The following is a 21,805-nucleotide window of genomic DNA, read 5'->3' as shown; positions in this document are numbered from 1 at the left end:
GCGGCGTCCGCGAAGTCGCGATGTGGGGAGTGTGGCCGGGCCTATCGCTTGGTTTTGCCGCGCTTGGGCTTCCTGTTGCCGCAATACGCCGCATGCAGCGCCTGCATCACACCCAGTGCAGGGCTGTCGGCCAGTGCATAGAAAATGGTCTGGCCCTCGCGGCGGGTACTGACCAGGGCCGCCTCACGCATCAGCGCAAGGTGCTGTGACAGCGCCGACATCGACAATCCGGCCTGGGCCTGCAATTCAGTTACCGAAGCTTCGCCTTCCACCAGCTGGCACAACACGCGCAGACGTGCGGGGTGGGCAAGGGATTTGAGCAGCTGCGCGGCCTGTTCGGCATGGGCCTGCATCCGCGCAATATCGAGATCAGTCGCATTCATGTACGGGCGTTGGCCGAGGGCTTGTGATTTGCTGGCGGCCAATATAATTTAGAAAAATCTAAATTACAAAGACGGGCGTTTGCATGAGCCAGACTTCGATCCCCGCACCGCGGGTTGAGGCGTTCTTCGACAAGGACACCGGCACCTTCACCTACGTGGTTTACGACCAGGTGGATGGCTCGGCGGCAATCATCGACCCGGTACTGGACTACGAAGCGGCCGGTGCACGCATCAGCACTACCTCGGCCGATGCGGTGCTGACATTCGTACGCGAGCGGCGGCTGAAAGTGGAGTGGATACTGGAAACCCATGCGCATGCCGACCACCTCAGTGCGGCCGGCTATCTGGCCGACACCTTGCACGCGCCGGTGGCCATCGGCCGCGGCATCATCCAGGTGCAGCAGCGTTTCAAGACGCTGTTTGGTCTGGGCGATGAATTCACCGCCGACGGTAGCCAGTTCGATCGCCTGTTCGTTGACGGTGACCGCTTCAGCATCGGTCCATTGCAGGCGCGGGTGTTCGCCACCCCGGGGCACACCGATGACAGCCTGACCTATGTGATCGGCGATGCGGCTTTCATCGGTGACACGATGTTTGCCGTCGATACCGGCACGGCGCGTACCGACTTCCCTGGAGGTGATGCGCATTGCCTGTATGCGTCGATCCAGAAGATTCTGGCGCTGCCGGAATCCACGCGCATCTTCCTGTGCCATGACTATCCCGGCGGCAAACGTGACGCGCAGCCGCAGACCAGCATTGGTGAGCAGAAGCTGGACAACGTGCATCTGAAGGGCGGCACCGACGAGGCTGCCTTCGTGCAGATGCGTCTGCAGCGTGATGCGACGTTGCCGGTGCCGCGGCTGATCCTGCCTGCGTTGCAGGTCAACATCCGCGGTGGCCGTCTGCCGGAAGCCGATGGCAATGGCGTCCGTTATTTCCGTTTGCCGCTGGATCAGATGGGGCAGGGGCGGTGAATGCCTGGATGAGCGCGCTGGCAGGTGGCGTGTTGATCGGTGTGGCTGCGACGCTGCTGTTGTGGCTGACCGGTCGCATCGCCGGCATCAGCGGCATTCTTGGCGGTGTGGTGATGCCGCGCCGTGGTGAAGTGGCATGGCGGGTGGCTTTTCTGCTTGGCCTGGTCGGTGCTGGCGCAGCGTGGTTGTGGTGGGTGCCGGGCGCCTATGCGCCGCGACAGGGGTTTCCACCGGTGCTGCTGGTGATTGCAGGCCTGTTGGTCGGTTTTGGCACGCGCATGGGCAATGGCTGCACCAGTGGTCATGGCGTCTGCGGCCTGGGCCGGTTGTCGCCGCGTTCCCTGATCGCGGTGTTGACCTTCATGTTGACGGCGATCGCTACGACCTATGTCGTGAGGCACCTGGCATGAGCGGCACACGCATCACATTGGCCGCGTTGTTGTCCGGCGCATTGTTCGGGCTTGGCCTTGCGGTGTCGGGAATGACCGATCCACTGCGCATCCTCGGTTTCCTCGATGTTTCTGGTGATTTCGACCCGGCATTGTTGTTCGTGCTGGGCGGTGCGGTGCTGACCACGATGGTGTTGTTCCGCCTTGTACTGCGGCGGCCCACGCCCGTGTTTGCAGCACGCTTTCAGATTTCAGATCTGCGCGCCATCGACCGGCCATTGCTGCTGGGCGCGGCACTGTTTGGAATTGGCTGGGGGCTGGCGGGGTATTGCCCCGGCCCGGCGTTGGTCGGGTTGGGCGTGTTGTCACCCGAAGCGCTGTGGTTCGTACCGGCGATGATCGGCGGCATGCTGCTGCACCGGGTGCTGCGCGGGCGCTGAACAATACAGCGCAGCGATGCTGCGCTGGGGGGGTGCCGGTGGGCATTGCCGAGCATGGCTCGGCACTACCGTCGATATTGCCCGGGCATCAAGGGATGGCCGGGCATGTTCTTACTTGGCGTTGAACTTGACGATGGTGCTGATCGCCGTTTCGTTGGGGATGGTCTTGGTGTCGGCCCAGTCGCCGCCGCCCACGCCGAAATCCAGGCGCTTCACGGTGGCCTTGCCGGTCAGCACCGGTTGCGCCCCCGGTGCCCAGGTGAAGGTGAAGCTGACCGGCTTGCTGACGCCATGCAGTTCCAGCGTGCCATCGGCAGCGAACTGGTTGTTGCCCAGCGCACGGAAGCCGTTGGCGGTGTAGCGCGCCTGCGCGAAGGAGGCAACGTTGAAGAAGTCCGGGCCCTGCAGGGTGGAGTCGCGGTCGCTGTTGCCGCTCTTGGCGCCGGCCAGCGGGATGGTGACGTCGAGCTTGGCCGTGGCGGGGTCTGCGGGGTCGAAGCTCAGCTGGGTCTGGAAGCCCGGGAAGGTGCCGGTGAACACTTCACCGTCGTACTTGGTGGCGAACACCAGAATCGAACCGGTGCCCGGCGCCTGCACATAGTCGGCGGCGAACACCGGCGCGGCGGCCAGCATGCCGGCGAGGGCGGCGGCCACGGCGGCCGGGGAAGTGAGCTTGATGTTCATGCGGATTCCTTCTGGGGGATGTTGAGCCAGCCTTGCGGCAGCATGCGGACAAGAGTGGCATCACGTTGTTGAATGTGGTGGAAGAGCGCCGCGCCGGCATGTGCCAGCACCATCAGGATCAGTGCCCAGAAACCCCACTCATGGATGGCGTGGGAAACCTGACTGATCTGGTCACTCGGGGCGACCAGCTTGGGCATGTCGAACAGGCCGAACAGCTTGAACGGGCGCAGGCCGCTGGCCGAGTCGTACAGCCAGCCGGACAGCGGGATGGCGAACATCATCACGTACAGCAGCCAATGCGTGGCCGAGGCGATGCGCTGCTGCCAGCTGGGCGTGCCCGGTATGGCCTGCGGTGCACCGGCATATACGCGCCATAGCAGGCGCGTGACTACCAGCACCAGCACGGTGATGCCGATGGATTTGTGCATCGTGTAGATCCAGAAATACTTGGGTGTCTTGGGGAATTCGCCCATGGTCAAGCCGACGATGCCCAGGGCCAGGATCAGCACTGCGATCAGCCAATGCAGGGATTTGCTGACGCTGCCCCAGCGATCGTGGGTGTTCTTCAGGGTCATGGGTGGTTTCCTTGTTCAAGTTTCAGGGCGGCGTCGGCCGCATCCTGGAGTGTGTCGTCAGGTGGTGTGGAAGGAATGTCGGAAGGAGCGGTCGGGGCTTCGGCATTGCCATCGCGGACGGCTTCGACCTCGATGCGCAGCTCGACGCGGTCACCGATGACCGATTTCCACGCGTCGATACCGAACTCGGCGCGGCTCAAGGTGGTGGTGGCAGAAAATCCGGCGGTTCGCCGGAACGGCGGCAGCGGATGGCGTTTGAGCGCGTTGAGAGTGACGTCCAGTACTACCTCGCGGGTCACACCGCGCAGGCTCAGTTGACCAAAGACGCGGGCATGTCGGGCATCGATGGGCTCGACCCGGTCGGAGACGAAACGTGCCTGCGGAAAGCGTTCGCCATCGAGCAGGTTGCGCGCCAACGTGGCCTGGTTCCATTTGTCGTCGCCCAGATCCAGCCGGTGGATGGGAACGCTCACATCCAGTTGTGCGCTGGTCCAATCGTCCGGGTCGAACTGGAGCACGCCTTCGCTACCCGATACCGTGCCCAGTGCCTGCGAGAAGCCGGCATGTTCAATGGCGAACAGCACCCGCGTATGCACCGGGTCCAACCGGTAACGGTCGGGCGCGGCACCGGCCGCCAAGGGCAGCAGGCTCAAGGTCAACAGCAGGAGGAGTCGCAGCAAGGTCCGGCTCCGGGTTGGAATGAAGGGGATTCTAGGCGGATGCAGCCATGGGTTTGTGGCCATATTGCGCAACGGTTTGTTACGGGGCCGCCTGCGATCGTCGGGAACTTCTTTGCCGCGCCTGGCTGTGGACGCTAAAGTCGGCCCCTTGCGAGGGGGTTGTAGCGTTTGCCGTGAGGGCTCCTGGAGACCAGGATGGCAGCGCAAGGAGTGCCGGACGCTGATGAAATGGATGCTGGACTGTAGCCGTTTGGGTGTTGTGTTGCTGCTGGCCCTGTGGCCCTGCTGGAGCATGGCCTCCGACCTGGCCGAGACGCCCCGGTTGCGTCGCCTGGGGGTGGCCGAAGGCTTGCCGTCGCGGATGGTGCTGGCGCTGGCGCAGGATCGCCAGGGCTATGTCTGGGCAGCCACCGACGATGGCCTGGCCCGCTATGACGGCAAAGAGCTGCAGGTATGGCGGCACGATCCGCAGCGCCCGGGATCGCTGCCGGGCAATGCGCTGGAAGTCATGGCCATTGATGCCCGGGATCGGATCTGGGTAGGCGGCAATGGCGCTGGCCTGGCCATGCTGGATGCCGACCGGCAGCAGTTCCAACGTTTCCCCCTCCTGGAGGAAACCTGTCCGCAGCAGGTCTGGGCGTTGGCAAGCAGCGGTGCGGATCTGTTGGTCGGTACCAGCGGCACCGGCATCTGCCGCCTGCATGCCGATGGCCGCGTCAGCCATTACCAGCATCAGGCCGATGATCCGCGCAGCCTGCCGGACGACACCATCTACTCACTGCTTGCCGGCAATGGCGGCAAGGTGGTGTGGGTGGGGACGGCGTCCGGGCTGGCGCGCTGGGACGCGGCCGATGACCGTTTCACCCGGATTGTCTCGCCGTTGCTGCAGGACAAGGACGTCATTCGCCTCAGTGGCGATCGCAATGGCGGCATCTGGGCGGGCACGGACGAGGGTTTGTACCGGGTAATGGACGATGGTTCGGTGCTGCCTGCGCCCTGGCCGGAAGCCGCGCAGACACGCGCGGCAGTGGTGCTGCATGACCGCGATGGTGGTTACTGGATGGGTACCGCCAATGGCATGTATCGCGGCGATGCCAAAACGCTGCGGTTGCTGGACGGTGACCTGGGCAGCAGCTTCCTCACCGCGCGCAGCGGCGTGCTGGACCTGCTGCAGGATCACGAGGGCGGCGTGTGGATGGCGATGCTGACCCAGGGGATGGCTTACCTGCGGCCGGACTGGACGCGCTTCTCCACCCACTACCAGCTCGACGGGCAGTCGCTGGAAAGCCTGTACCTGCTCAACGCTGCCGTTGACGGTGATGGCTTCCTGATTGCCGGGGCGCATGGCGTGCACCGGCTCGACCACGATGGCCGGTTGTCGTTGCTGGCCGGCGAGGCGCAGCTGGGCAAAGGCAGCAACTGGTCGGTATTGCGTGGCCAGGACGGCCGGGTCTGGACCGGGCGTGCCGGCAGTGTCGCACTGTACCGGCCGGCTGACGGGCACTTCACGCGGGTGGACCTGGGCGTAGGCGATGACCCGCAACGCCGGGCCGACCTGATGCGGCTGGCGCCCGATGGCAGCGTGTGGCTGTCGATCATCAACCACGGCCTGCAGCACCGTGCGGCGGACGGCCGCCTGCTGGCTGACTACCCGGCTGGGGTTGCCCCGGGCCTGCCGGAAAAGCTGGTCGAGCAGTTGCGCGTGGATGCATCCGGCCGCGTGTGGGTTGCGGGTGGTGGCGGCGTGCTGCGGTTCGAGAACGGTCGTTTCGTGCCGGTGCCGGGGATCGCCGCGGGGATGGTGTATGACGTTGCCTTTGCCGCCGACGGCAGCCTGTGGGCGGGCCGCGAAGGGGTGCTGGAGTTCTATCGGCCACAGGGCAGCGGCTTCGTCCTGCAGCGCAGTCTGGGTGCGGCCGAGGGCGTGCCGGCGGTATCGATGGGCGGCCTGGTGCTGGGTTGCTCGGGCCAGTTGTGGGCGACCACCCCGCGTGGCTTGGTGTGGTGGCAGCCGCAGGGTGAGCGCTTGCAGGTACTCGACGAGGGCGACGGACTGCCGGACGTGGAGTTCACCAGCCGTCCACCGGCCCATGCCGGTTGTGGCGATGCCCTGGCCGTGTCGGCCACCGGCTTGGTGGAGTTCAATCCGGATGCGGTGGCGGCGGCCAGCGCGATGTCGCAACTGGTGATCGATGCGGTGCATGTACGCCGCAATGATGCCGCACAGGAGCAGCGTCTTGTCGGTGATGCGATCCAGCTGGGGCCGGATGATCGCGACCTGCGCGTCACCGCGCGGCTGCTGTCCTATGCCGAACCCAAGCGTCACCGCTTCCGCTTCCGCATCGACGGCTACGACCAGAACTGGGTTGAGCTGGGCAGCGAAGGCGAGCGCATCCTCTCGCGCCTGCCATCGGGCAGCCATCTTCTGGAAATACAGGGCGCCGTGGCCGACGGCGCCTGGACACCGTCACAGACGTTGACCATCGACGTGGCGCCACCCTGGTGGCGCAGCGCCTGGGCCATCGCCGCGTATGTGCTGTTGGCGCTGTTGCTGACGACCGCAGCCGTGCTCGCCTATCGCCGCCGCGTGCAGCGCCGCAGTGAATGGCAGCTGGCCATCCATAAACACGAACTTGCCGAACAGGCATCGCTGGCCAAGACCCGCTTCCTGGCCACGTTGGGGCATGAAGTACGCACACCGATGACCGGTGTGCTGGGCATGAGCGAGCTGCTGCTGGATACCGAACTGGACGCACGCCAGCAGCGCTATGCCGGCGCCATTCAACAGGCGGGTACGCACCTGCTGCGGCTGGTCAACGACGCGCTGGACCTGGCGCGCATCGAATCGGGGAAGCTCGAGCTGGAGAACCAGCCGTTCGATCTGGGCCGTGTACTGGAAGATGTGATCTCGCTGATGGCGCCCATGGCCGAGCGCAGGGGCCTGGTGTTCGAGCGCGGCGAGCCGTTCGCAACGCCGGTGCGCGTACGCGGTGACGCGATGCGGTTGCGACAGATCCTGATGAACCTGCTGGGCAATGCCATCAAGTTCACCGAACAGGGCAAGGTGGGTTTGTCGGTGACATTGCGTCCCGACCACGCCGGCATCGAGCTGGTGGTAAGTGATACCGGGCCGGGCATCAACGAAGAGCAGCAGGCGCGCCTGTTCCATCGTTTTGAACAGGCCGAAGGGCCGCGTACCGCATCGCGCTATGGCGGCAGCGGTCTGGGCCTGGCGATCTGCCAGGAGCTGGCGATTGCGATGGGCGGTGGCATCACCCTGGAAAGCCGACTGGGCAGCGGTGCCCGGTTTCTGGTGGCGCTGCCGTTGCCCTGGGAAACGATTGCCGAGCAGGACGCATCGGTTGAAGGTGTCGAGCCGGCGATAGGCCATGCATTGAACGTATTGCTGGTCGAGGACGATGCCACCGTGGCGCAGGTCATCAGCGGGCTGCTCAACGTGCGTGGCCACAATGTGGTGCATGCACCGCACGGGCTGGCGGCACTGACCGAAGTGGCGGTGCGTGCATTCGATGTCGGTCTGCTCGATCTGGACCTGCCCGCGCTCGATGGTCTGGCCCTGGCCCGGCAGCTGCGCAGCCAGGGCCATGAGTTTCCGCTGATTGCGGTGACGGCGCGTTCGGATGCCGAAGCCGAGCGGCTGGCGCTGGAGGCGGGCATGGATGGCTTCCTGCGCAAGCCGCTGACCGGGCAGCTGCTGATCAGCGCCATTGCCCACATACTGACGCGCAGCCGCAATGCCCAGGCCCGGGCGGCTGCGTCCGATGCCGGCGTGCAAGGGAGTGAGGTTTGATCAAGGAGATCGTTGGCAGCGCATTGGCCTGCCTGCTGTTGCTCGCGCAGGGTGCCAGGGCCGAAGTGCCGGCGACGCCACAGCCGCGCCAGCTCACCGTGGCCGACGGCCTGCCGTCGAGCAACATCAATGCCTTTGCCGAAGACCACACCGGCTATCTGTGGCTGGGCAGCCGTGATGGACTGGCCCGCTACGACGGCCGCAATTACCGCATCTGGCGCGCCGAAGACGGGCTGCGTGACAACCAGGTCTGGAGCCTGCATGTGGATGCGTCCAACCGCCTGTGGGTCGGTACCCAGAGTGCCGGGTTGGTGATGCTGAGCGCAGACCGCCGCAGTTTCCGCTTCTACGACAAGCAGCATTTCCCGCAGATCAACAGCAACACGGTCTGGGCGATCACGTCCACGCCTGATGGCAGCGTGTGGTTTGGCACCTCTACCGCCGGCCTGTATCGGCTGGATGCGGATGGGGTCATCGATCGCTTCATGCCGGTGCAGGGTGACGCCGGCAGCCTGCCTGCGGCGGCCGTGACCTATCTGGTGACGATGGCCGATGGCAGCTTGTGGGTCGGCACCAAGGGTGGGTTGGCGCGCTGGACCGGCACCGGCTTCGAGCGTATCGGTGCGGACGTGCTGCCTTCGGATCGCATCAACGGGCTCAAGGTGGATCGCCAGGGACGGCTATGGGTAGCCACCAACGCCGGGCTGGTGGTGCGCCAGCCCGATGGGCGTTTCGAGCGAGCGTCCTGGCTGGGTGCCGGTGCGCAGGACGTGTTCAACATGCTGGAATTCTCGGCCGACGGCAGTTACTGGCTGGATACGGTGGACGGGTTGGGCCGCATCCGCAGCGGTGCGGTGCGCAACGTGCCGCTGTACAGCATGCAGGAACGTGGGCTGGTCAAGCCGAACTGGACCAGTGCCTACGAAGATCGCGAAGGCGGGCTGTGGTTTGCCAGCACCAATGCCGGACTGTGGCATCTGTCGCCCAGTTGGCGCCAGTTCTCGGTGTTGTCCCGACATCAGGACGACCCTGCCTCGTTGCGTAATCCCTATCCCATGGCGCTGGCCGCTTCGAGCTCCGGCGGCATCTGGGTGGTGGGTACGCGCGGTGCGTTGGATTGGTTTGACCCGGCAAGCGGCGAAGTACGGCATCACCTGGAGCGGGTGAACGGCAACAACTGGCCGCAATCGTTGGCCGAAGATCCGCTGGGGCAGGTGTGGGTCGGCAGTCTGGACGAGCTGGTGCGTTACGACCCTCGCGACCGGAGCGTGCGCCGTTGGCGCCGTGATGACTCCCGCGACGCGGCGATGCTGGGGGATGCCGACATCATCCGCAGTTGCGACGGTGGTCGCATCTGGGTGTACTCGGAAGATGGCGGCATGCAGCAGCGTGATGCCGAAGGGCGGGTGCTGCTGCATGTGCTGCAGGGCCAGGCGGGCCTGCCGACCGCGCCGGTCGAGGAAATGCAGTGTGGCCCGCACGACAACCTGTGGCTGGCCACCGGCTCCGGGCTGTTGGCGTGGCAGCCGCAGCAGGCGCGCTTCATGCAGGTGCCGGGCGCACCAACGGGGCGCGTGTCCACCTTCAATGTCACCGACAGTGGCGTGGCCTGGATCGGCACGCTGGGGCGGATGGAAAGCTATCTGTGGGATGGGCAGCGCATGGCGTTGCTGGACAGCGTGGGTGCCAACCGTGGCTTCCCGATGCTGGCACCCAGCGGCCTGGTGGTGGATGCACAGGGGGTGGCATGGGCGATCAGTCCCCGTGGCCTGATCCGCATCGATCCGGCCAGCCGTTCGGTACGCCTGTACGGCGTGCATGACGGTCTGCCCGGGCAGGAGTTCCGGCGCCGCACACTGGTGCAGGCGCGTAGCGGCCAGTTGGCCGGCGGCACGCCCGATGGCGTGGTGTTGTTCGACCCGGCCCTGGTCAGGCCGTCCACGCGACAGCCGCCGCTGGTGATCGAGCGGGTGAGCGTGCGCCGTGGCGACGGTGAGCAGGACCTCACGCATGAACCGGTGCTGCTGATCCACGAAGGGGATCGTGACCTGCGTATCGTGGCGCGGCTGCTGTCCTTTGCCGACTCGGCGACCAATACCTACCGCTTCCGGTTGGCCGGCTATGACTCCGACTGGGTGGAGGTGGGGGCGGCCGGCGAGCGCGTGTTCTCGCGGCTGGCGCCGGGGACGTATCAGCTGGAAGTCCAGGCGGCGACATCGGACAACGTCTGGTCGCGTGCCAGGATCCTGAGCTTCCGCGTGCAGCCGCCGTGGTGGCGCAGTGCCGGTGGCCTGATGGTGTTCATCGTGTTGGGCGTGGCCTTGTTGCTGTGGGGCGCCTGGCTGTACCGGCGCCGCCTGCGTCGCCGCAATGAGTGGCAGTTGGCGCGGCACAAGCAGGAGCTTGCCGAACAGGCATCGCTGGCCAAGACCCGTTTCCTGGCCACCCTGGGCCATGAAGTGCGTACGCCGATGACCGGCGTGCTGGGCATGAGCGAACTGCTGCTGGCATCGGACCTGGACGCGCGTCAGCGCAGTTACACGCAGGCAATCCGCCGTGCGGGTGAACATCTGCTGCGGCTGGTGAACGACGCGCTGGACCTGGCGCGCATCGAGGCCGGCCGGCTGGAACTGCAGGTCCAGCCATTCGACCTGCAGCAACTGCTCGACGATGTGCGCGGCTTGATGGAGCCGTTGGCGCAACGTCGCGGCCTGCAGTTCAATCTGGAAAACACCGCGCCGCCGCGCACGCGCGTCAACGGCGACGTGATGCGGCTGCGGCAGATCCTGCTCAATCTGGTGGGCAACGCCATCAAATTCACCGGCGAAGGGGCGGTGGGCCTGCGTGTGTTTGCCGATGAAGACGGCGGCCGGATCGGCTTCGATGTCTGCGATACAGGGCCGGGCATCAGCCTGGAGCAGCGCAAGCGTCTGTTCCGCCGGTTTGAACAGGCCGATGGTGCACGTACCGCCGCGCGTTACGGCGGTAGCGGATTGGGCTTGGCCATCTGCCATGAACTGGCGGTGGCGATGGGCGGTGTCATCGACCTGGACAGCACGCCGGGAAAAGGCAGCTGCTTCAACGTCAAGCTGCCGCTGACCTGGGAACTGGCATCGGAGGCCAGCATCCATGGCGGCGGCGCCAGTGCATGGAGCGCGCTGCCACCACAGCAGGTATTGCTGGTGGAAGACGATGCCACCATCGCTGCGGTGATCTGTGGGTTGCTCGAGGTGCATGGTCACTCGGTGATACATGCCGCGCATGGTCTGGCGGCACTGGCCGAAGTGTCGAACACGCATTTCGACGTGGCACTGCTGGACCTGGACCTGCCGGGCATCGATGGCTTCGGCCTGGCCCTGCAACTGCGCACGATGGGCTACGAGATGCCGCTGATCGCGGTGACGGCGCGCTCGGACAGCGAGGCCGAACCGCAGGCACGCAGGGCCGGCTTCGACGATTTCCTGCGCAAGCCGGTTACCGCGCAGATGCTGCTGGAAGCCATCGCCGGCGTGCTTGATGCGCAGCGCCGACGCGAACAAGGTCTGCCGCCGCGCAGCTGATGCACCCGGGATTCACCGCGCTTTCCCGGGCTGTCGCGTTGTAAAGGCTGCCTACTCGGCCACTTCTTCCACCGCGCGTGGATGCGGGCGGCTCTCCGGCAGCTGCCAGAACACCAGCGTCGAGCTCAGGGTGATCGCACCCACGCACACGAAGGTGGCATGCAATGCCGCGGTCGCGCCGTGGCCCACGATATGGGTGCCGAACGTTGCCAGCAGGCTGCCCGCAGTGGCCGCGCCAAAGCCGGTGGCCAGCATCATCACCATCGACAGCAAGCTGTTGCCGCTGCTGGCCTGTTCCATGTCCAGGTCACGCAGGGTCACGGTATTCATCACGGTGAACTGCATCGAGTTCACCGCGCCGAAGATGGCCAGCTGCACCAGCTGCAACCACAACGGTTGATGCGCGTTGATCAGCGCGAAACTGGCCATCGCCAGGCCAACGCAGACCGTGTTGATCATCAGGATGCGGCGGTAGCCAAAGCGCATCACCAGCGACACCGCCGCACGTTTTGCCACCATGCCGGCCAGCGCCACGGGAATCATCATCATGCCGGCAGTCATCGGGCTCATGCCCATGCCCACCTGCAGCAACAGTGGAATCAACAACGGCATCGCGCCGCTGCCGATACGTGAGAACAGATTGCCAAGGATGCCGATGCGGAAGCTGGCAATGTGGAACAGCGACAGCGAGAACAACGGCTCGCGGCTGTTGGCCGCATGCAGCCAATAGCCGACCAGCGCGGCGATGCCGATGACCGCGAGCAGGATCACCAATGCCTGCGCCGAACCGATCGCCGACACGCCATCCAACGCCAGTGACAGCGCCACCATGCCGAAGGCCAGCATCAGGTAGCCGGCCAGGTCGAAGCGGTGTTTCCGTTGGGCGTAGTGGTCGGGCATGATCCGCACCGCTGCGATCAGGCCGATCACGCCAATGGGCAGGTTGATCAGGAAGATCCAGTGCCATGACGCCACTTCCACCAGCCAGCCGCCGAGCGTTGGCCCCAGCAGGGGGCCGATCAACGCCGGGATGGCGATGAAACTCATCGCCGCCAGGAACTGATCGCGCGGCACCGTGCGCATCACCGCCAGGCGACCGACCGGCAGCAGCATCGCGCCGCCGATGCCTTGCAGCACGCGCGAAGCCACCAGCCATTGCAGCGTTGGCGACAGGGCGCAGGCCAGCGACCCCAGGGTGAACAGAATGATGGCCGCGAAGAAGGTGCGGCGCGTGCCGAAACGGTCGGCGATCCAGCCCGAAGCCGGAATGAAGCTGGCCACCGCCAATGCGTAGCTGAACACTACCGACTGCATCTGCAGCGGGCTTTCGCCGAGGCTGCGCGCCATTGCCGGCAGGGCGGTGTTGACGATGGTCGAATCCAGCATCTGCATGAAGATGGCCAGCGACACCAGCCATAGCAGCGGCTTGTGGGTATTACTGGCTGGCAAGGGGCTGGAAACGGGAGCGGGCATCAGGACGGTTCACAGAATTGCAGGTCGCCATTGTCCGCTCTGCGGTGTGCAGATGCTGCGTAGATCAGTCGCCGCCACTGACCTCGTACAACGAGCGCGCGGGGTTGTCGGGGTTCGCGCGCAACCAGACGGTATGGTTGAGTTCGCCGACGATCACCGACCAGGCTTCGCCGTCGTAGCTCATGGCGCAGGTCGGCACGGCCATCGGATTGAGCTGCAGCATCGGTAGGCAATCGTGTTCGATCAGCGGCCGCATGGCCTTGAGCAGTTGTGCGATGGGCGCATCCACGTCGTAGCTCTGGCGGATGTGCATTGCACCCATGGCTTCTTCATAGCCGATCACGGGCAGGCCCTGCAGCGTGGCCGCAGCGGGCTTGAACGTGGCGTGGGCGTCGTAGGTCAGGTAGGTTTCGCCGTCGTCGAAGGCGGTGACCTCGCAGGACGTCAGCGTGAGCCGGTCGATCACCGGCTGCCAGCGTGGCGAAAGCTCAGCCCGCCTGGCGATGCGCAACTGCTCGCAGCGCACGGGGAAATCCTCAACATCGGGGTCGAAGATCACCAGACGCTGGATCTGATCGTTTGCCGCGAGTGTAGGGAAGTCGTTGCGCTGCAGTGGCAACGGCTTGTCTGCGGCGCCTTCGGCATGCGCCTGCGCGGTGCAGGTGATCAATGCCAGCAGCGATGACAGCAGCAACGTAGTGATGGTTGGCATGGCCTTCCTTCCTGGAACCGCCAATGCCGGGCGAGGGCAAAACCCTCTCCCGGCAGATGGGGGGTCAGCGTCGGCTGAGGCGATGCACGGCATCCACCAGCACTGCGACATGATCCGGGTTCATGTCCGGCGACATGCCGTGGCCCAGGTTGAACACGTGGCCTTCAAGCGAACCGTTGTTGCCGGCGGCATAGCTTTCCAGCACCTTGCCGACTTCGCGGGTGATCGCGTCGGGCGAGCCGTACAGCGTGGTCGGGTCCAGGTTGCCCTGCAGCGCGGCCTTGCCTGCGGCAGCGCGGGCAGCGTCTTCCAGGCTGATGGTCCAGTCCACGCCAATGCCTTCAGCGCCACTGGCGGCCAGCTCGGACACGTACTGGCCGGTACCCTTGCCGAACAGGATAAGCGGGGTACGGTCAGCGCCTTCGCCGCGCTTCAACTCCGCGGCGATGCGGTTGAGATAACGCAGCGAGAATTCGCGGTACATCGCCGGGCCGAGCACGCCGCCCCAGGTATCGAACACCTGCAGCGCCTGTGCGCCGGCCGCGCGCTGCGCCGACAGATAGGCGATGACCGCATCGGTCACCACGTTCAGCAGCTTGTGCAGGGCCTGGGGCTCGTTCAGCGCCATGGCCTTGATACGCGCGAAATCCTTGCTGCCGCCGCCTTCGATCATGTAACAGGCCAGCGTCCACGGGCTGCCGGAAAAACCGATCAGCGGCACCTTGCCGTCCAGCTCGCGGCGGATCAGGCGTACCGCGTCCATCACGTAGCCCAGCTCGGATTCCATGTCGGGCACGGCCAGCTTGTCGACAGCGGCAACGTCACGGATCGGGTGCTTGAACTTGGGGCCTTCGCCATCGACGAAGTACAGGCCCAGGCCCATCGCGTCCGGCACGGTGAGGATGTCCGAGAACAGGATCGCCGCATCCAGATCGAAGCGCTCCAGCGGCTGCAGGGTCACTTCACAGGCGACTTCCGGGTTCTTGGCCATGCCCAGGAAGCTGCCGGCGCGGGCGCGGGTGGCGCGGTACTCCGGCAGATAACGGCCGGCCTGACGCATCAGCCAGACGGGGGTGCAGTCCACGGGCTCGCGGCGCAGGGCGCGCAGGAAGCGGTCGTTGCGAAGTGGGCTGGTCACGAAGAACTCCTGGATAGGGAACGGCGCCGGCCGCGTCGTGCGGCCAGGGGAGGAGCCGATCAGGGTTGTTGCAGGCCGCTGGTGAACATCACCTGGAAGCCGCGCTTGATCTGTGCGTCACGGCCTTTCTCGAAGGCCTGCTGGGCTTCCTGCTGCTGCAGGAACAGTTCCCGGCGCAGTTGCACACGGCCGCCGATCTGCCCGCTCTCACGCTGCAGCTCCCAGCCGCCGAGCAGATCCGGCACCAGGGTGAGCTGTACATAGCGGGGGGCTTCGTTGCCGCTGGGCGGCTGTTGCAGTAGGACGCGCATGGTGGCGATTGTAGCCGTTGCGGGCAATTTGGGCCGCTTTTGGCAGAAGCACCAAGCGCTTCCCCTCCCCGGTCCTCCCCTGTGGCGACGACGAAAGGGGGAGGAGCTGCGGTCGCTTGGCTTCTACCTGGCCCGCTCCCCTACATCGCAGGTCCGGGGGAGGGGAGCTACACGCTTCACCCCAAACGCAGCACGTCCAGCACTGCGGCTTCGTCCACATCCGGCACCACCTCGGCCTTGCCGATGCCGCGCCACAGGACCAGTCGCAGGCGCCCGGCGATGTTCTTCTTGTCCAGGCGCATGTGTGCGAGCAGGGCCTCGGGCGCCAGTCCGGCCGGGATGGCCACCGGCAGGCCGTAGGCCAACAGCAGGTCGCGCAGGGTCTCGGTATCGGCCGCGGGCGCCATGCCAAGCGCCGCCGACAAGCGTGCGGCCAGCACCATGCCCACCGCCACGGCTTCGCCATGGTTGAGGTTGTCGTTGCCGGGCGCGCCGTAGCCCTGCGCGGTTTCGATGGCGTGGCCAAAGGTATGGCCCAGGTTGAGCAGGGCGCGTTCGCCCTTTTCCAGCGGGTCGCGTTCGACGATCTCGGCCTTGTGCTCACAGCTGCGCGCGATGGCCTGGGCCAGGGCGACATCGTCACCGGCCAGCAATGCTGCGCGCTCGGCCTGCAGCCACTGGAAGAACAGCGGGTCACGGATGGCGCCGTACTTGATCACCTCGGCCAGACCGGCGCGCAGTTCGCGCACCGGCAAGGTGCGCAGCGCGCTGGTATCGGCGATCACCGCACGCGGTGGGTGGAAGGCACCGACCAGATTTTTGCCCTGCGCGATGTCGACCGCGGTCTTGCCGCCGACCGAGGAATCGACCATCGCCAGTAGCGTGGTGGGCAGCTGCACGCAGTCCACGCCGCGCATCCAGCAGGCCGCGGCAAAGCCGGCCAGGTCGCCGACCACGCCACCGCCCAGCGCCAGCACGCAGGCATCGCGGGTGGCGCCCAGTGCAGCGAGCGCGTTGATCGCGCCGCCGAAGTTGTCCAGCGTCTTGGAGGCTTCACCGGCCGGGATGATGTATTGGCCGATCTTCAGCTCCGGGCGCGCGGCCTGCAGCGCCTCCTGCACGCGCGCCAGATACAGCGGCGCGACGGTGTCATCGCTGGCCAGCAATACATGGCGGCCACGGATGGCGCGGGTCAGCAGGTCGGCTTCGGCCAGCAGGCCCGGCCCGATATGAATCTGGTAAGGGAGTTCGCCACCAACGGCGACGGTGCGGGGGGAAGCGGTCATGCGAGGGGATTCCGAAATCTGCCATTGGGCGGCAAGCCGTACCACCAGCTGGGCGGTGGCGTCGGCGGGGGAGTAAAGGTCGGTGTCGATGGTCAGGTCGGCCACTTCGCGGTACAGCGGGTCGCGTAGCTCGGCCATGGCGTGCAGTACCTGCTCGCGGTCTTCGCGCAGCAGCAGCGGACGGGTCTTGTCGCGATGCAGTCGCTGCAGCTGCGACTGCACGCTGACCCGCAGATAGACCACGAAACCCCGTTCGCCCAGACGCTGGCGGTTGTCGGCATCCAGCACCGAGCCGCCCCCGGTGGAGATCAACTGGCCCCGTTTCGCCAGCAGTTCGGCCAGCACCCGTTTTTCATGGGCACGGAAACCGGGTTCGCCGACGTTCTCGAAAATGGTGGGAATGCTTGAACCGACGTCATCGACGATGGCCTGGTCGGCATCGACGAACGCCAGCCCGAAGCGCTCGGCCAGGCGGCGGCCGATGCAGGTTTTACCGGCCCCCATGGGGCCTACCAGGATGAGATTGGGGGCAGGATTCATCGTTGGGTGATGCTAGCACCTCGTGTCAGTGCCTTAACACGGTAGCAGCCAAGCTCGGGTGCTCCACGAATGGTTCGTGGTGCAACCAAGGAGTCGGACATGTCAGTGGCGAAAATCATTGAAGTCAGCGCGTCGTCCAAGACCAGCATCGAAGACGCGGTGCGTTCCGGGCTGAAAAAGGTGGCCGAGACCGTCAAGGGCATCCAGGGCGCGTGGGTCAATGAAACCAAGGCGGTTACCGACGGCGACGGCAACATCGTCGAGTGGCGGGTCAACCTGCGGATAACGTTCCTGGTGCAGTAACCGGTACCGCCGCGCTGTAGGAACGGCATAAGCCGCGACGTTGACGCGGCCCTGAGGCCGGAAGCAATCCTGTGTTTCGCAGGCAAGTGCGTTGTATCGCAGGCCCAAGCCTGCGGTGTGACGGCATTGTTCCGGGCTTCGGATGCGTGGCTGGCCTCGTGGCTCAAGCCGCTCCTATGGCAGCGGCTTCATGTTTCTTCCAGTGGCCGCCGTTGTGCATCCAGGGCGATGGTGCGGTCGGCGATGTCCGGCAGTGTGCGCAGCGCCTGCCGGCTGATGCGTTCATAAAACTGCACGAAGCGCTCCACCTGCGGCCGGCTCATGCTGGTGCGCGCCGGCGAGGCCTGCTGCAGCGCTTGTTCCTGCTGCCAGCGCCACTGCGGTACCACCGCAAAGCTGGGCGGTTGCAGGAACCACAGCCGGTCAAAGCGCTGCCACAGCGCCGGGTAGTCATCGGCCAGCGCCTGGTTGCACCAGCGTCGCCAGGTGCCTTCGGCATCGGCTTCGCGTTCCAGTGCATTCAATGGCACCTGCAATGCAGCGTCGGATTCGGCCGGCGTGCCCAGGAACCAGCCTTCAAATACCAGCAGGTCCAGCGGCCGCTCGATCTGGCTCCACTGCAGCTCCGGGACACGTTCGTCGGCGAGTTTGTCGAAACGGGGAAGCGCGAAGGATTGCCCGGCCTTGGCGGCGTCCAGCGTGGACAGCGCCAACGGCATGTCGTGCGTGCCCGGCGGGCCGCGCGTGGCCAGCAGCGGATGGATTCGGTCAGCCAGGCGCTGGCGCTGTGCGCGGGTGAGGTAGGTGTCGTCGATGGACAGCGCGGCGGCACACAGGCCGCGCGAACGTGCCAGCTCGACCACCTGCGCGGCCAGGGTGGACTTGCCGCTGCCCTGCACGCCACTGATCGCCAGCACCGGTGTGGACGCGCTGCTTGCCAGCGCATCGTCCAACGCCTGGGCGACCAGCGTCTGCGAAAAACGGCGGGGGGAAAAACTGTGCGGAACGGGGGACATGGCGCCACAATAGCCCAATCCCATGCAGTCCGAACTGGAACCATGACCGATCTTTACGCAGAAGCGCTTTCGACTTTCGCCTCATTGTTTGAAGAGGCAAAGGCCGGTAGCGAAATCGACGCCACGGCAATGACCGTGGCTACCGTTGACCTCGATGGCCGGCCTTCAGCACGCACCGTGCTGCTCAAGGCATTCGATGAGCGCGGCTTCGTGTTCTATACGCACCTGGACAGCCGCAAAGGCCGTGAGCTGCATGCGAACCGTCAGGTCGCGCTGCTGTTCCTGTGGCGCAGCCTGCGCGAAGCCGGCATCCAGGTGCGGGTGGAAGGTGAAGCGCAACTGGTATCGGCGGCAGAAGCCGATGCGTATTTCGCCTCGCGGCCGCGAATGAGCCAGGTGGGTGCATGGGCATCGGAACAATCGCAGCCGTTGGCCTCGCGTGAAGAATTCGAGCAGCGTCTGGCCAGTTTTGAAGCACGCTTTGAAGGTCGCGATATACCGCGCCCGGAAGGCTGGAGTGGCGTGCGTGTGGTGCCGCGACGCATCGAGTTCTGGTACGGCGCCAATTTCCGCCTGCACGAGCGTTGGTGCTACGAAGCCGATGCAGCAGGCAGCTGGAGCAAGCAGCTGTTGTATCCATGAGTGAGGGCCGCTTCCAGGTGCGGCGCGCACAGGTCGACGACTGGTCGGATTGGGCCACGCTGCGCCTGGAACTATGGCCCGACAGTGAAACCGACATGGTCGATCTGCTGGAACTGATCGAAGGCGAAGGCAACACCTGCCTGCTGGCATTTGATGCCGCGGGGCAGGCCGTGGGATTGGCCGAAGCCAGCCTGCGGCACGACTACGTCAATGGCACATCCACCTCGCCGGTAGGTTTTCTTGAAGGCTGGTATGTGCGTGATGTGGCACGCAACCAGGGCATCGGGCGAGGCTTGATCGAAGCGGTAGCGCGCTGGGCGAAGGCCTGCGGTTGTACCGAACTGGCTTCCGATACCGCACAGGACAACCGTGCCGCGCAGGATGCGCATCGCGCCTGCGGTTTTACCGAAACCGAGCGGGTGGTGTACTACTGCATGCCATTGCCGACGGAGCCTGCGTGAAGCTGTTTCCCGTCTACCGCATCGTGGTGTTTGTACCGCCGGCGCATCTGGATGTGCTCAAGCAGGGGATACTGGCGGTGGATGATCTGGCTGCCGGTGGCTATGCACAGGGCATGTGGGAGTCCGCGCCGGGGTACGAACAGTTCCGTGTGCAGGCGGGTACACATGGCGCCCTGGGTGATGCGGGGGAATTGGTGCGGGAAGCCAGCGTGCGGCTGGAATTCTGCATCCCGCGTGATCCCGAACGCCTGCAGCGGCTGCTGACGCAGGGCATCGCCGCCCACCATCCCTGGAACACGCCGGCGGTATTCGTCGATACAACGGAGTTTGCCGCACCATGATTGGCCCGCGTCGTATTGTCTGCCTGACCGAAGAGCCCACCGAAACCCTGTACGCACTGGGCGAGCAGGATCGCATCGTCGGTATCAGTGGTTTCACCGTGCGGCCGCCGCAGGCGCGACGGGACAAGCCGAAGGTCAGTGCGTTCACCAGTGCCAAGGTGGGCGAGATACTCAAGCTCAAGCCTGACCTGGCCATTGGCTTTTCGGATATCCAGGCCGATATCGCCGCCGAATTGATACGCCACGGTGTGGAAGTGTGGATCGCCAACCATCGCAGCGTGGCCGGCATTCTGGATTACATCCGTCGCCTGGGTGGGTTGGTAGGTGTGGCCGAGCGCGCCAGTGCCTATGCCGATGAACTGCAGCGGGGTCTGGACGCCATCGCAGCGCAGGCGGCGTTGTTGCCACAACGGCCGCGCGTATACGTGGAAGAGTGGGATGAGCCGATCATCACCGGCATCCAATGGGGCGCCGAGCTGGTGGAGATCGCCGGCGGCATTGATGTGTTTCCCGAGTTGTCATGCGAACCGCTGGCCAAGGCACGGATTCTCGCCAATGGCGGCCCGGTGATCGCACGCAATCCGGACATCATCATCGGTTCGTGGTGCGGCAAGAAGTTCCGCCCGGAGCGGGTGGCGGTACGTCCCGGTTGGGAGGCGATCAATGCGGTGCGCGATGGCGAACTGCACGAGATCAAGTCGCCGCTGATCCTGCAGCCCGGCCCGGCGGCACTGACCGATGGCGTGCAGGCGATTGCCGCGATCATCCAGGCCTGGAGCCGGAAGCAGCGCTCCTACGCGGACTTGCCGGGCACCACACCGGTGTAACGGGCGCGGGGTCGGATCAGGGTGCCCAGTGCCTGCTGTTCCAGTGCGTGTGCCAGCCAGCCGGCCAGGCGCGCGGTGGCGAACATCACCAGCGCATGCGCCGCCGGCAGGTCGTACACATAGCAGATCGCGGCAAGCAGGCCATCGATGTTCGGATGCTGCCCGCTGTTCTCAGCGGTGGCTGCAATCACGGTTTCGACATGCCGCATCCGTTCGCTGTCGCCGCACCGTTCGCGCAGCAGGCGCAACACTTCGGCGCCGCGTGGATCGCCTTCGGAGTAGAGCAGGTGATTGAAGCCCGGCAGTTCGTCGCCGCGTCGCCAGCGTTCGGTGATGAAGGCCGCCGGCGCACCGCTGGCCTGGGCATCGAGCAGCAGCGCATGCGCACGTGCGGTCGCGCCGCCGTGGCGGGGCCCCGACAATGCGGCCAGGCCGGCACTTACCGTGGCATGCAGGTGCGCACCGGTGGAGGCGACCACGCGCGCTGCAAAGGCTGAAACATTCAATTCATGATCGGCACACAGCACCAGCGCCGAACGCACCACATCCGAGAAGCCCACATCGCCAGGGAGCCAGGCATCGGCGAGCAGGCGATGCACCGGACGCGCGTCGGGCTGGGTGCCGACCAGCAGGGCAGCGTTCTGCCGCAGCAAGGTGGCAGCCACTTCGCGGCGTACCGGTGCGGCGGCATTGAGTGACTGCCGTTGCCCCAGTGCCAACAGCGGAATGCAGGCCATGGTGCGTTCCAGCGGCGGCAACGACATATCCAGCGCCAGTGTCTCGATGCGTTGCGGCCAGCGCGGTGGTGCTGCTGCCGCGAACGGATTCTGCTCCTCGCATTCCCACAGCAGGCGCGCGATGTCCTCCAGCGTGGCGCCCGACTGCGCTGCCGCAACCGCTGAACGGCCACGGTAATACGGCGCGTCGGGGCGGATCAGCGAGATGCGCGTTTCCAGGACCGGCAGGCCACGGTCCAGGCTTTGCGCCGCGCCGCGAGCGGCGCCGCGGCCGGCCTGCTTGCGTTGCGCCAGCCGCTCGACCTCGGCCCGCAGGTACACACGGCTGCGTGAATCCGCGCCGGGCCGCGAGCTCAGCTGCCCGCGGCTGACGTAGGCATACAGCGTGGCGGTACTGATGCCGAGCAGGGCACAGGCTTGGCTGGCGGGGATCAGCTCTGGATCGGGGTGATCGGGGTGATCGGACATGGGGCTCAATAGGTTGATTTATTGAATCAAGATTGATCAATGCTTCCGATGGTG

The 21,805-nt window shown here is 65.6% G+C and carries 21 protein-coding genes and 1 pseudogene; 10 read left to right on the top strand and 12 right to left on the bottom strand.

Translation table 11 applies throughout. From position 1 onward, the window contains the following. Positions 1 to 41 precede the first annotated feature (41 nt). Positions 42 to 383: an ArsR/SmtB family transcription factor gene (locus ABB26_RS04065; RefSeq protein WP_057632307.1), complete on the bottom strand. Its 342-nt coding sequence runs from the start codon at positions 381 to 383 to the stop codon at positions 42 to 44. An 83-nt stretch (positions 384 to 466) separates the two neighbouring features. On the opposite strand from ABB26_RS04065, the gene ABB26_RS04060 reads away from it, so the two are divergent. Genes ABB26_RS04060 through ABB26_RS04050 form a run of 3 tightly spaced genes read left to right on the top strand, consistent with a single transcriptional unit; the run spans position 467 to position 2,186 of the window. Continuing rightward, positions 467 to 1,357, top strand: a complete 891-nt coding sequence (locus ABB26_RS04060; RefSeq protein ID WP_057632306.1) for an MBL fold metallo-hydrolase — start codon at positions 467 to 469, stop codon at positions 1,355 to 1,357. Continuing rightward, positions 1,354 to 1,767 (top strand): YeeE/YedE family protein, encoded by a 414-nt coding sequence (locus ABB26_RS04055; protein WP_211261936.1) that lies wholly within the window; start codon positions 1,354 to 1,356, stop codon positions 1,765 to 1,767. Before ABB26_RS04060 ends, ABB26_RS04055 begins: the two co-directional genes overlap by 4 nt. Then, entirely contained in the window at positions 1,764 to 2,186 is a 423-nt protein-coding gene (locus tag ABB26_RS04050; RefSeq protein WP_057632304.1) for a DUF6691 family protein, read from the top strand. Before ABB26_RS04055 ends, ABB26_RS04050 begins: the two co-directional genes overlap by 4 nt. 111 nt (positions 2,187 to 2,297) lie before the next feature. On the opposite strand, the gene ABB26_RS04045 is transcribed toward ABB26_RS04050, so the two are convergent. Genes ABB26_RS04045 through ABB26_RS04035 form a run of 3 tightly spaced genes read right to left on the bottom strand, consistent with a single transcriptional unit; the run spans position 2,298 to position 4,125 of the window. Beyond that, positions 2,298 to 2,870: a YceI family protein gene (locus ABB26_RS04045; RefSeq protein ID WP_057632303.1), complete on the bottom strand. Its 573-nt coding sequence runs from the start codon at positions 2,868 to 2,870 to the stop codon at positions 2,298 to 2,300. Next, a complete protein-coding gene (locus ABB26_RS04040) occupies positions 2,867 to 3,445 on the bottom strand; it encodes a cytochrome b (protein WP_057632302.1) in 579 nt (192 codons plus the stop codon). The genes ABB26_RS04045 and ABB26_RS04040 overlap by 4 nt, the downstream gene beginning before the upstream one ends. Further along, positions 3,442 to 4,125, bottom strand: a complete 684-nt coding sequence (locus tag ABB26_RS04035) for a YceI family protein (RefSeq protein WP_057632301.1) — start codon at positions 4,123 to 4,125, stop codon at positions 3,442 to 3,444. The genes ABB26_RS04040 and ABB26_RS04035 overlap by 4 nt, the downstream gene beginning before the upstream one ends. A gap of 223 nt (positions 4,126 to 4,348) precedes the next feature. Here ABB26_RS04035 and ABB26_RS04030 point away from each other — a divergent pair, with 223 nt between their 5' ends. Both ABB26_RS04030 and ABB26_RS04025 read left to right on the top strand, forming a co-directional pair. Continuing rightward, complete coding sequence (locus ABB26_RS04030) at positions 4,349 to 7,936, top strand: hybrid sensor histidine kinase/response regulator (protein ID WP_083490681.1); 3,588 nt, start codon at positions 4,349 to 4,351, stop codon at positions 7,934 to 7,936. Then, positions 7,933 to 11,496 carry a sensor histidine kinase gene (locus tag ABB26_RS04025; RefSeq protein WP_245626130.1) on the top strand — a complete coding sequence of 1,188 codons (3,564 nt, stop codon included), beginning with the start codon at positions 7,933 to 7,935 and terminating at the stop codon, positions 11,494 to 11,496. Before ABB26_RS04030 ends, ABB26_RS04025 begins: the two co-directional genes overlap by 4 nt. 51 nt (positions 11,497 to 11,547) lie before the next feature. Here the strand turns inward: ABB26_RS04025 and mdtD are convergent, their stop codons facing one another. From mdtD to ABB26_RS19275, 6 genes and pseudogenes are all read right to left on the bottom strand, one after another. Beyond that, a complete protein-coding gene (gene mdtD / locus ABB26_RS04020; RefSeq protein ID WP_057632300.1) occupies positions 11,548 to 12,969 on the bottom strand; it encodes a multidrug transporter subunit MdtD in 1,422 nt (473 codons plus the stop codon). 64 nt (positions 12,970 to 13,033) lie between these two features. Next, positions 13,034 to 13,681 (bottom strand): hypothetical protein, encoded by a 648-nt coding sequence (locus ABB26_RS04015; protein ID WP_057632299.1) that lies wholly within the window; start codon positions 13,679 to 13,681, stop codon positions 13,034 to 13,036. A 64-nt stretch (positions 13,682 to 13,745) separates the two neighbouring features. Next, positions 13,746 to 14,819, bottom strand: coding sequence for a uroporphyrinogen decarboxylase (gene hemE / locus ABB26_RS04010; protein ID WP_057632298.1), 1,074 nt, complete (start codon positions 14,817 to 14,819; stop codon positions 13,746 to 13,748). A gap of 59 nt (positions 14,820 to 14,878) precedes the next feature. Beyond that, a complete protein-coding gene (locus ABB26_RS04005) occupies positions 14,879 to 15,130 on the bottom strand; it encodes a hypothetical protein (RefSeq protein WP_057632297.1) in 252 nt (83 codons plus the stop codon). A 176-nt stretch (positions 15,131 to 15,306) separates the two neighbouring features. Then, positions 15,307 to 16,416 (bottom strand): 3-dehydroquinate synthase, encoded by a 1,110-nt coding sequence (gene aroB, locus ABB26_RS04000; RefSeq protein WP_057632348.1) that lies wholly within the window; start codon positions 16,414 to 16,416, stop codon positions 15,307 to 15,309. 3 nt (positions 16,417 to 16,419) lie between these two features. Continuing rightward, positions 16,420 to 16,956 (bottom strand): annotated as a pseudogene (locus tag ABB26_RS19275) (shikimate kinase); the annotation flags it as partial. Between the two features lie 99 nt (positions 16,957 to 17,055). Here ABB26_RS19275 and ABB26_RS03995 point away from each other — a divergent pair. Next, entirely contained in the window at positions 17,056 to 17,259 is a 204-nt protein-coding gene (locus ABB26_RS03995) for a dodecin family protein (protein WP_057632347.1), read from the top strand. Between the two features lie 188 nt (positions 17,260 to 17,447). Here the strand turns inward: ABB26_RS03995 and ABB26_RS03990 are convergent, their stop codons facing one another. Further along, on the bottom strand, positions 17,448 to 18,275 hold the full coding sequence (locus tag ABB26_RS03990; protein WP_057632296.1) for a kinase: 828 nt from the start codon (positions 18,273 to 18,275) through the stop codon (positions 17,448 to 17,450). A 42-nt stretch (positions 18,276 to 18,317) separates the two neighbouring features. On the opposite strand from ABB26_RS03990, the gene pdxH reads away from it, so the two are divergent. The 4 genes from pdxH to ABB26_RS03970 are packed head-to-tail and all read left to right on the top strand — an operon-like array spanning position 18,318 to position 20,546. Continuing rightward, positions 18,318 to 18,917 (top strand): pyridoxamine 5'-phosphate oxidase, encoded by a 600-nt coding sequence (gene pdxH / locus ABB26_RS03985; protein WP_057632295.1) that lies wholly within the window; start codon positions 18,318 to 18,320, stop codon positions 18,915 to 18,917. Continuing rightward, on the top strand, positions 18,914 to 19,378 hold the full coding sequence (aac(6'), locus tag ABB26_RS03980; protein ID WP_057632294.1) for an aminoglycoside 6'-N-acetyltransferase: 465 nt from the start codon (positions 18,914 to 18,916) through the stop codon (positions 19,376 to 19,378). Before pdxH ends, aac(6') begins: the two co-directional genes overlap by 4 nt. Beyond that, positions 19,375 to 19,719 (top strand): YqfO family protein, encoded by a 345-nt coding sequence (locus ABB26_RS03975; protein WP_057632293.1) that lies wholly within the window; start codon positions 19,375 to 19,377, stop codon positions 19,717 to 19,719. Before aac(6') ends, ABB26_RS03975 begins: the two co-directional genes overlap by 4 nt. After that, positions 19,719 to 20,546 carry an ABC transporter substrate-binding protein gene (locus ABB26_RS03970; RefSeq protein ID WP_083490686.1) on the top strand — a complete coding sequence of 276 codons (828 nt, stop codon included), beginning with the start codon at positions 19,719 to 19,721 and terminating at the stop codon, positions 20,544 to 20,546. The genes ABB26_RS03975 and ABB26_RS03970 overlap by 1 nt, the downstream gene beginning before the upstream one ends. Here ABB26_RS03970 and ABB26_RS03965 read toward each other — a convergent pair. After that, positions 20,513 to 21,751: a citrate synthase family protein gene (locus ABB26_RS03965; protein WP_057632291.1), complete on the bottom strand. Its 1,239-nt coding sequence runs from the start codon at positions 21,749 to 21,751 to the stop codon at positions 20,513 to 20,515. The genes ABB26_RS03970 and ABB26_RS03965 overlap by 34 nt on opposite strands. Positions 21,752 to 21,805 lie beyond the last annotated feature (54 nt).

The sequence above is a fragment of the Stenotrophomonas humi genome (genome assembly GCF_001431415.1).
GTDB lineage: Bacteria > Pseudomonadota > Gammaproteobacteria > Xanthomonadales > Xanthomonadaceae > Stenotrophomonas > Stenotrophomonas humi.
This window is presented reverse-complemented; position numbering and strand designations above follow the sequence as displayed.

What these genes read in the sequence shown, in the direction of transcription:
- pdxH (WP_057632295.1), top strand. Translation starts at nt 18,318, where the DNA reads ATGACCGATCTTTACGCAGAAGCGCTTTCGACTTTCGCCTCATTGTTT.
- ABB26_RS04040 (WP_057632302.1), bottom strand. Translation starts at nt 3,445, where the DNA reads ATGACCCTGAAGAACACCCACGATCGCTGGGGCAGCGTCAGCAAATCC.
- ABB26_RS04030 (WP_083490681.1), top strand. Translation starts at nt 4,349, where the DNA reads ATGAAATGGATGCTGGACTGTAGCCGTTTGGGTGTTGTGTTGCTGCTG.
- mdtD (WP_057632300.1), bottom strand. Translation starts at nt 12,969, where the DNA reads ATGCCCGCTCCCGTTTCCAGCCCCTTGCCAGCCAGTAATACCCACAAG.
- ABB26_RS04050 (WP_057632304.1), top strand. Translation starts at nt 1,764, where the DNA reads ATGAGCGGCACACGCATCACATTGGCCGCGTTGTTGTCCGGCGCATTG.
- ABB26_RS04005 (WP_057632297.1), bottom strand. Translation starts at nt 15,130, where the DNA reads ATGCGCGTCCTACTGCAACAGCCGCCCAGCGGCAACGAAGCCCCCCGC.
- ABB26_RS04045 (WP_057632303.1), bottom strand. Translation starts at nt 2,870, where the DNA reads ATGAACATCAAGCTCACTTCCCCGGCCGCCGTGGCCGCCGCCCTCGCC.
- ABB26_RS03965 (WP_057632291.1), bottom strand. Translation starts at nt 21,751, where the DNA reads ATGTCCGATCACCCCGATCACCCCGATCCAGAGCTGATCCCCGCCAGC.
- aroB (WP_057632348.1), bottom strand. Translation starts at nt 16,416, where the DNA reads ATGACCGCTTCCCCCCGCACCGTCGCCGTTGGTGGCGAACTCCCTTAC.
- ABB26_RS03990 (WP_057632296.1), bottom strand. Translation starts at nt 18,275, where the DNA reads ATGTCCCCCGTTCCGCACAGTTTTTCCCCCCGCCGTTTTTCGCAGACG.
- ABB26_RS03995 (WP_057632347.1), top strand. Translation starts at nt 17,056, where the DNA reads ATGTCAGTGGCGAAAATCATTGAAGTCAGCGCGTCGTCCAAGACCAGC.
- ABB26_RS04015 (WP_057632299.1), bottom strand. Translation starts at nt 13,681, where the DNA reads ATGCCAACCATCACTACGTTGCTGCTGTCATCGCTGCTGGCATTGATC.
- ABB26_RS04060 (WP_057632306.1), top strand. Translation starts at nt 467, where the DNA reads ATGAGCCAGACTTCGATCCCCGCACCGCGGGTTGAGGCGTTCTTCGAC.
- ABB26_RS04065 (WP_057632307.1), bottom strand. Translation starts at nt 383, where the DNA reads ATGAATGCGACTGATCTCGATATTGCGCGGATGCAGGCCCATGCCGAA.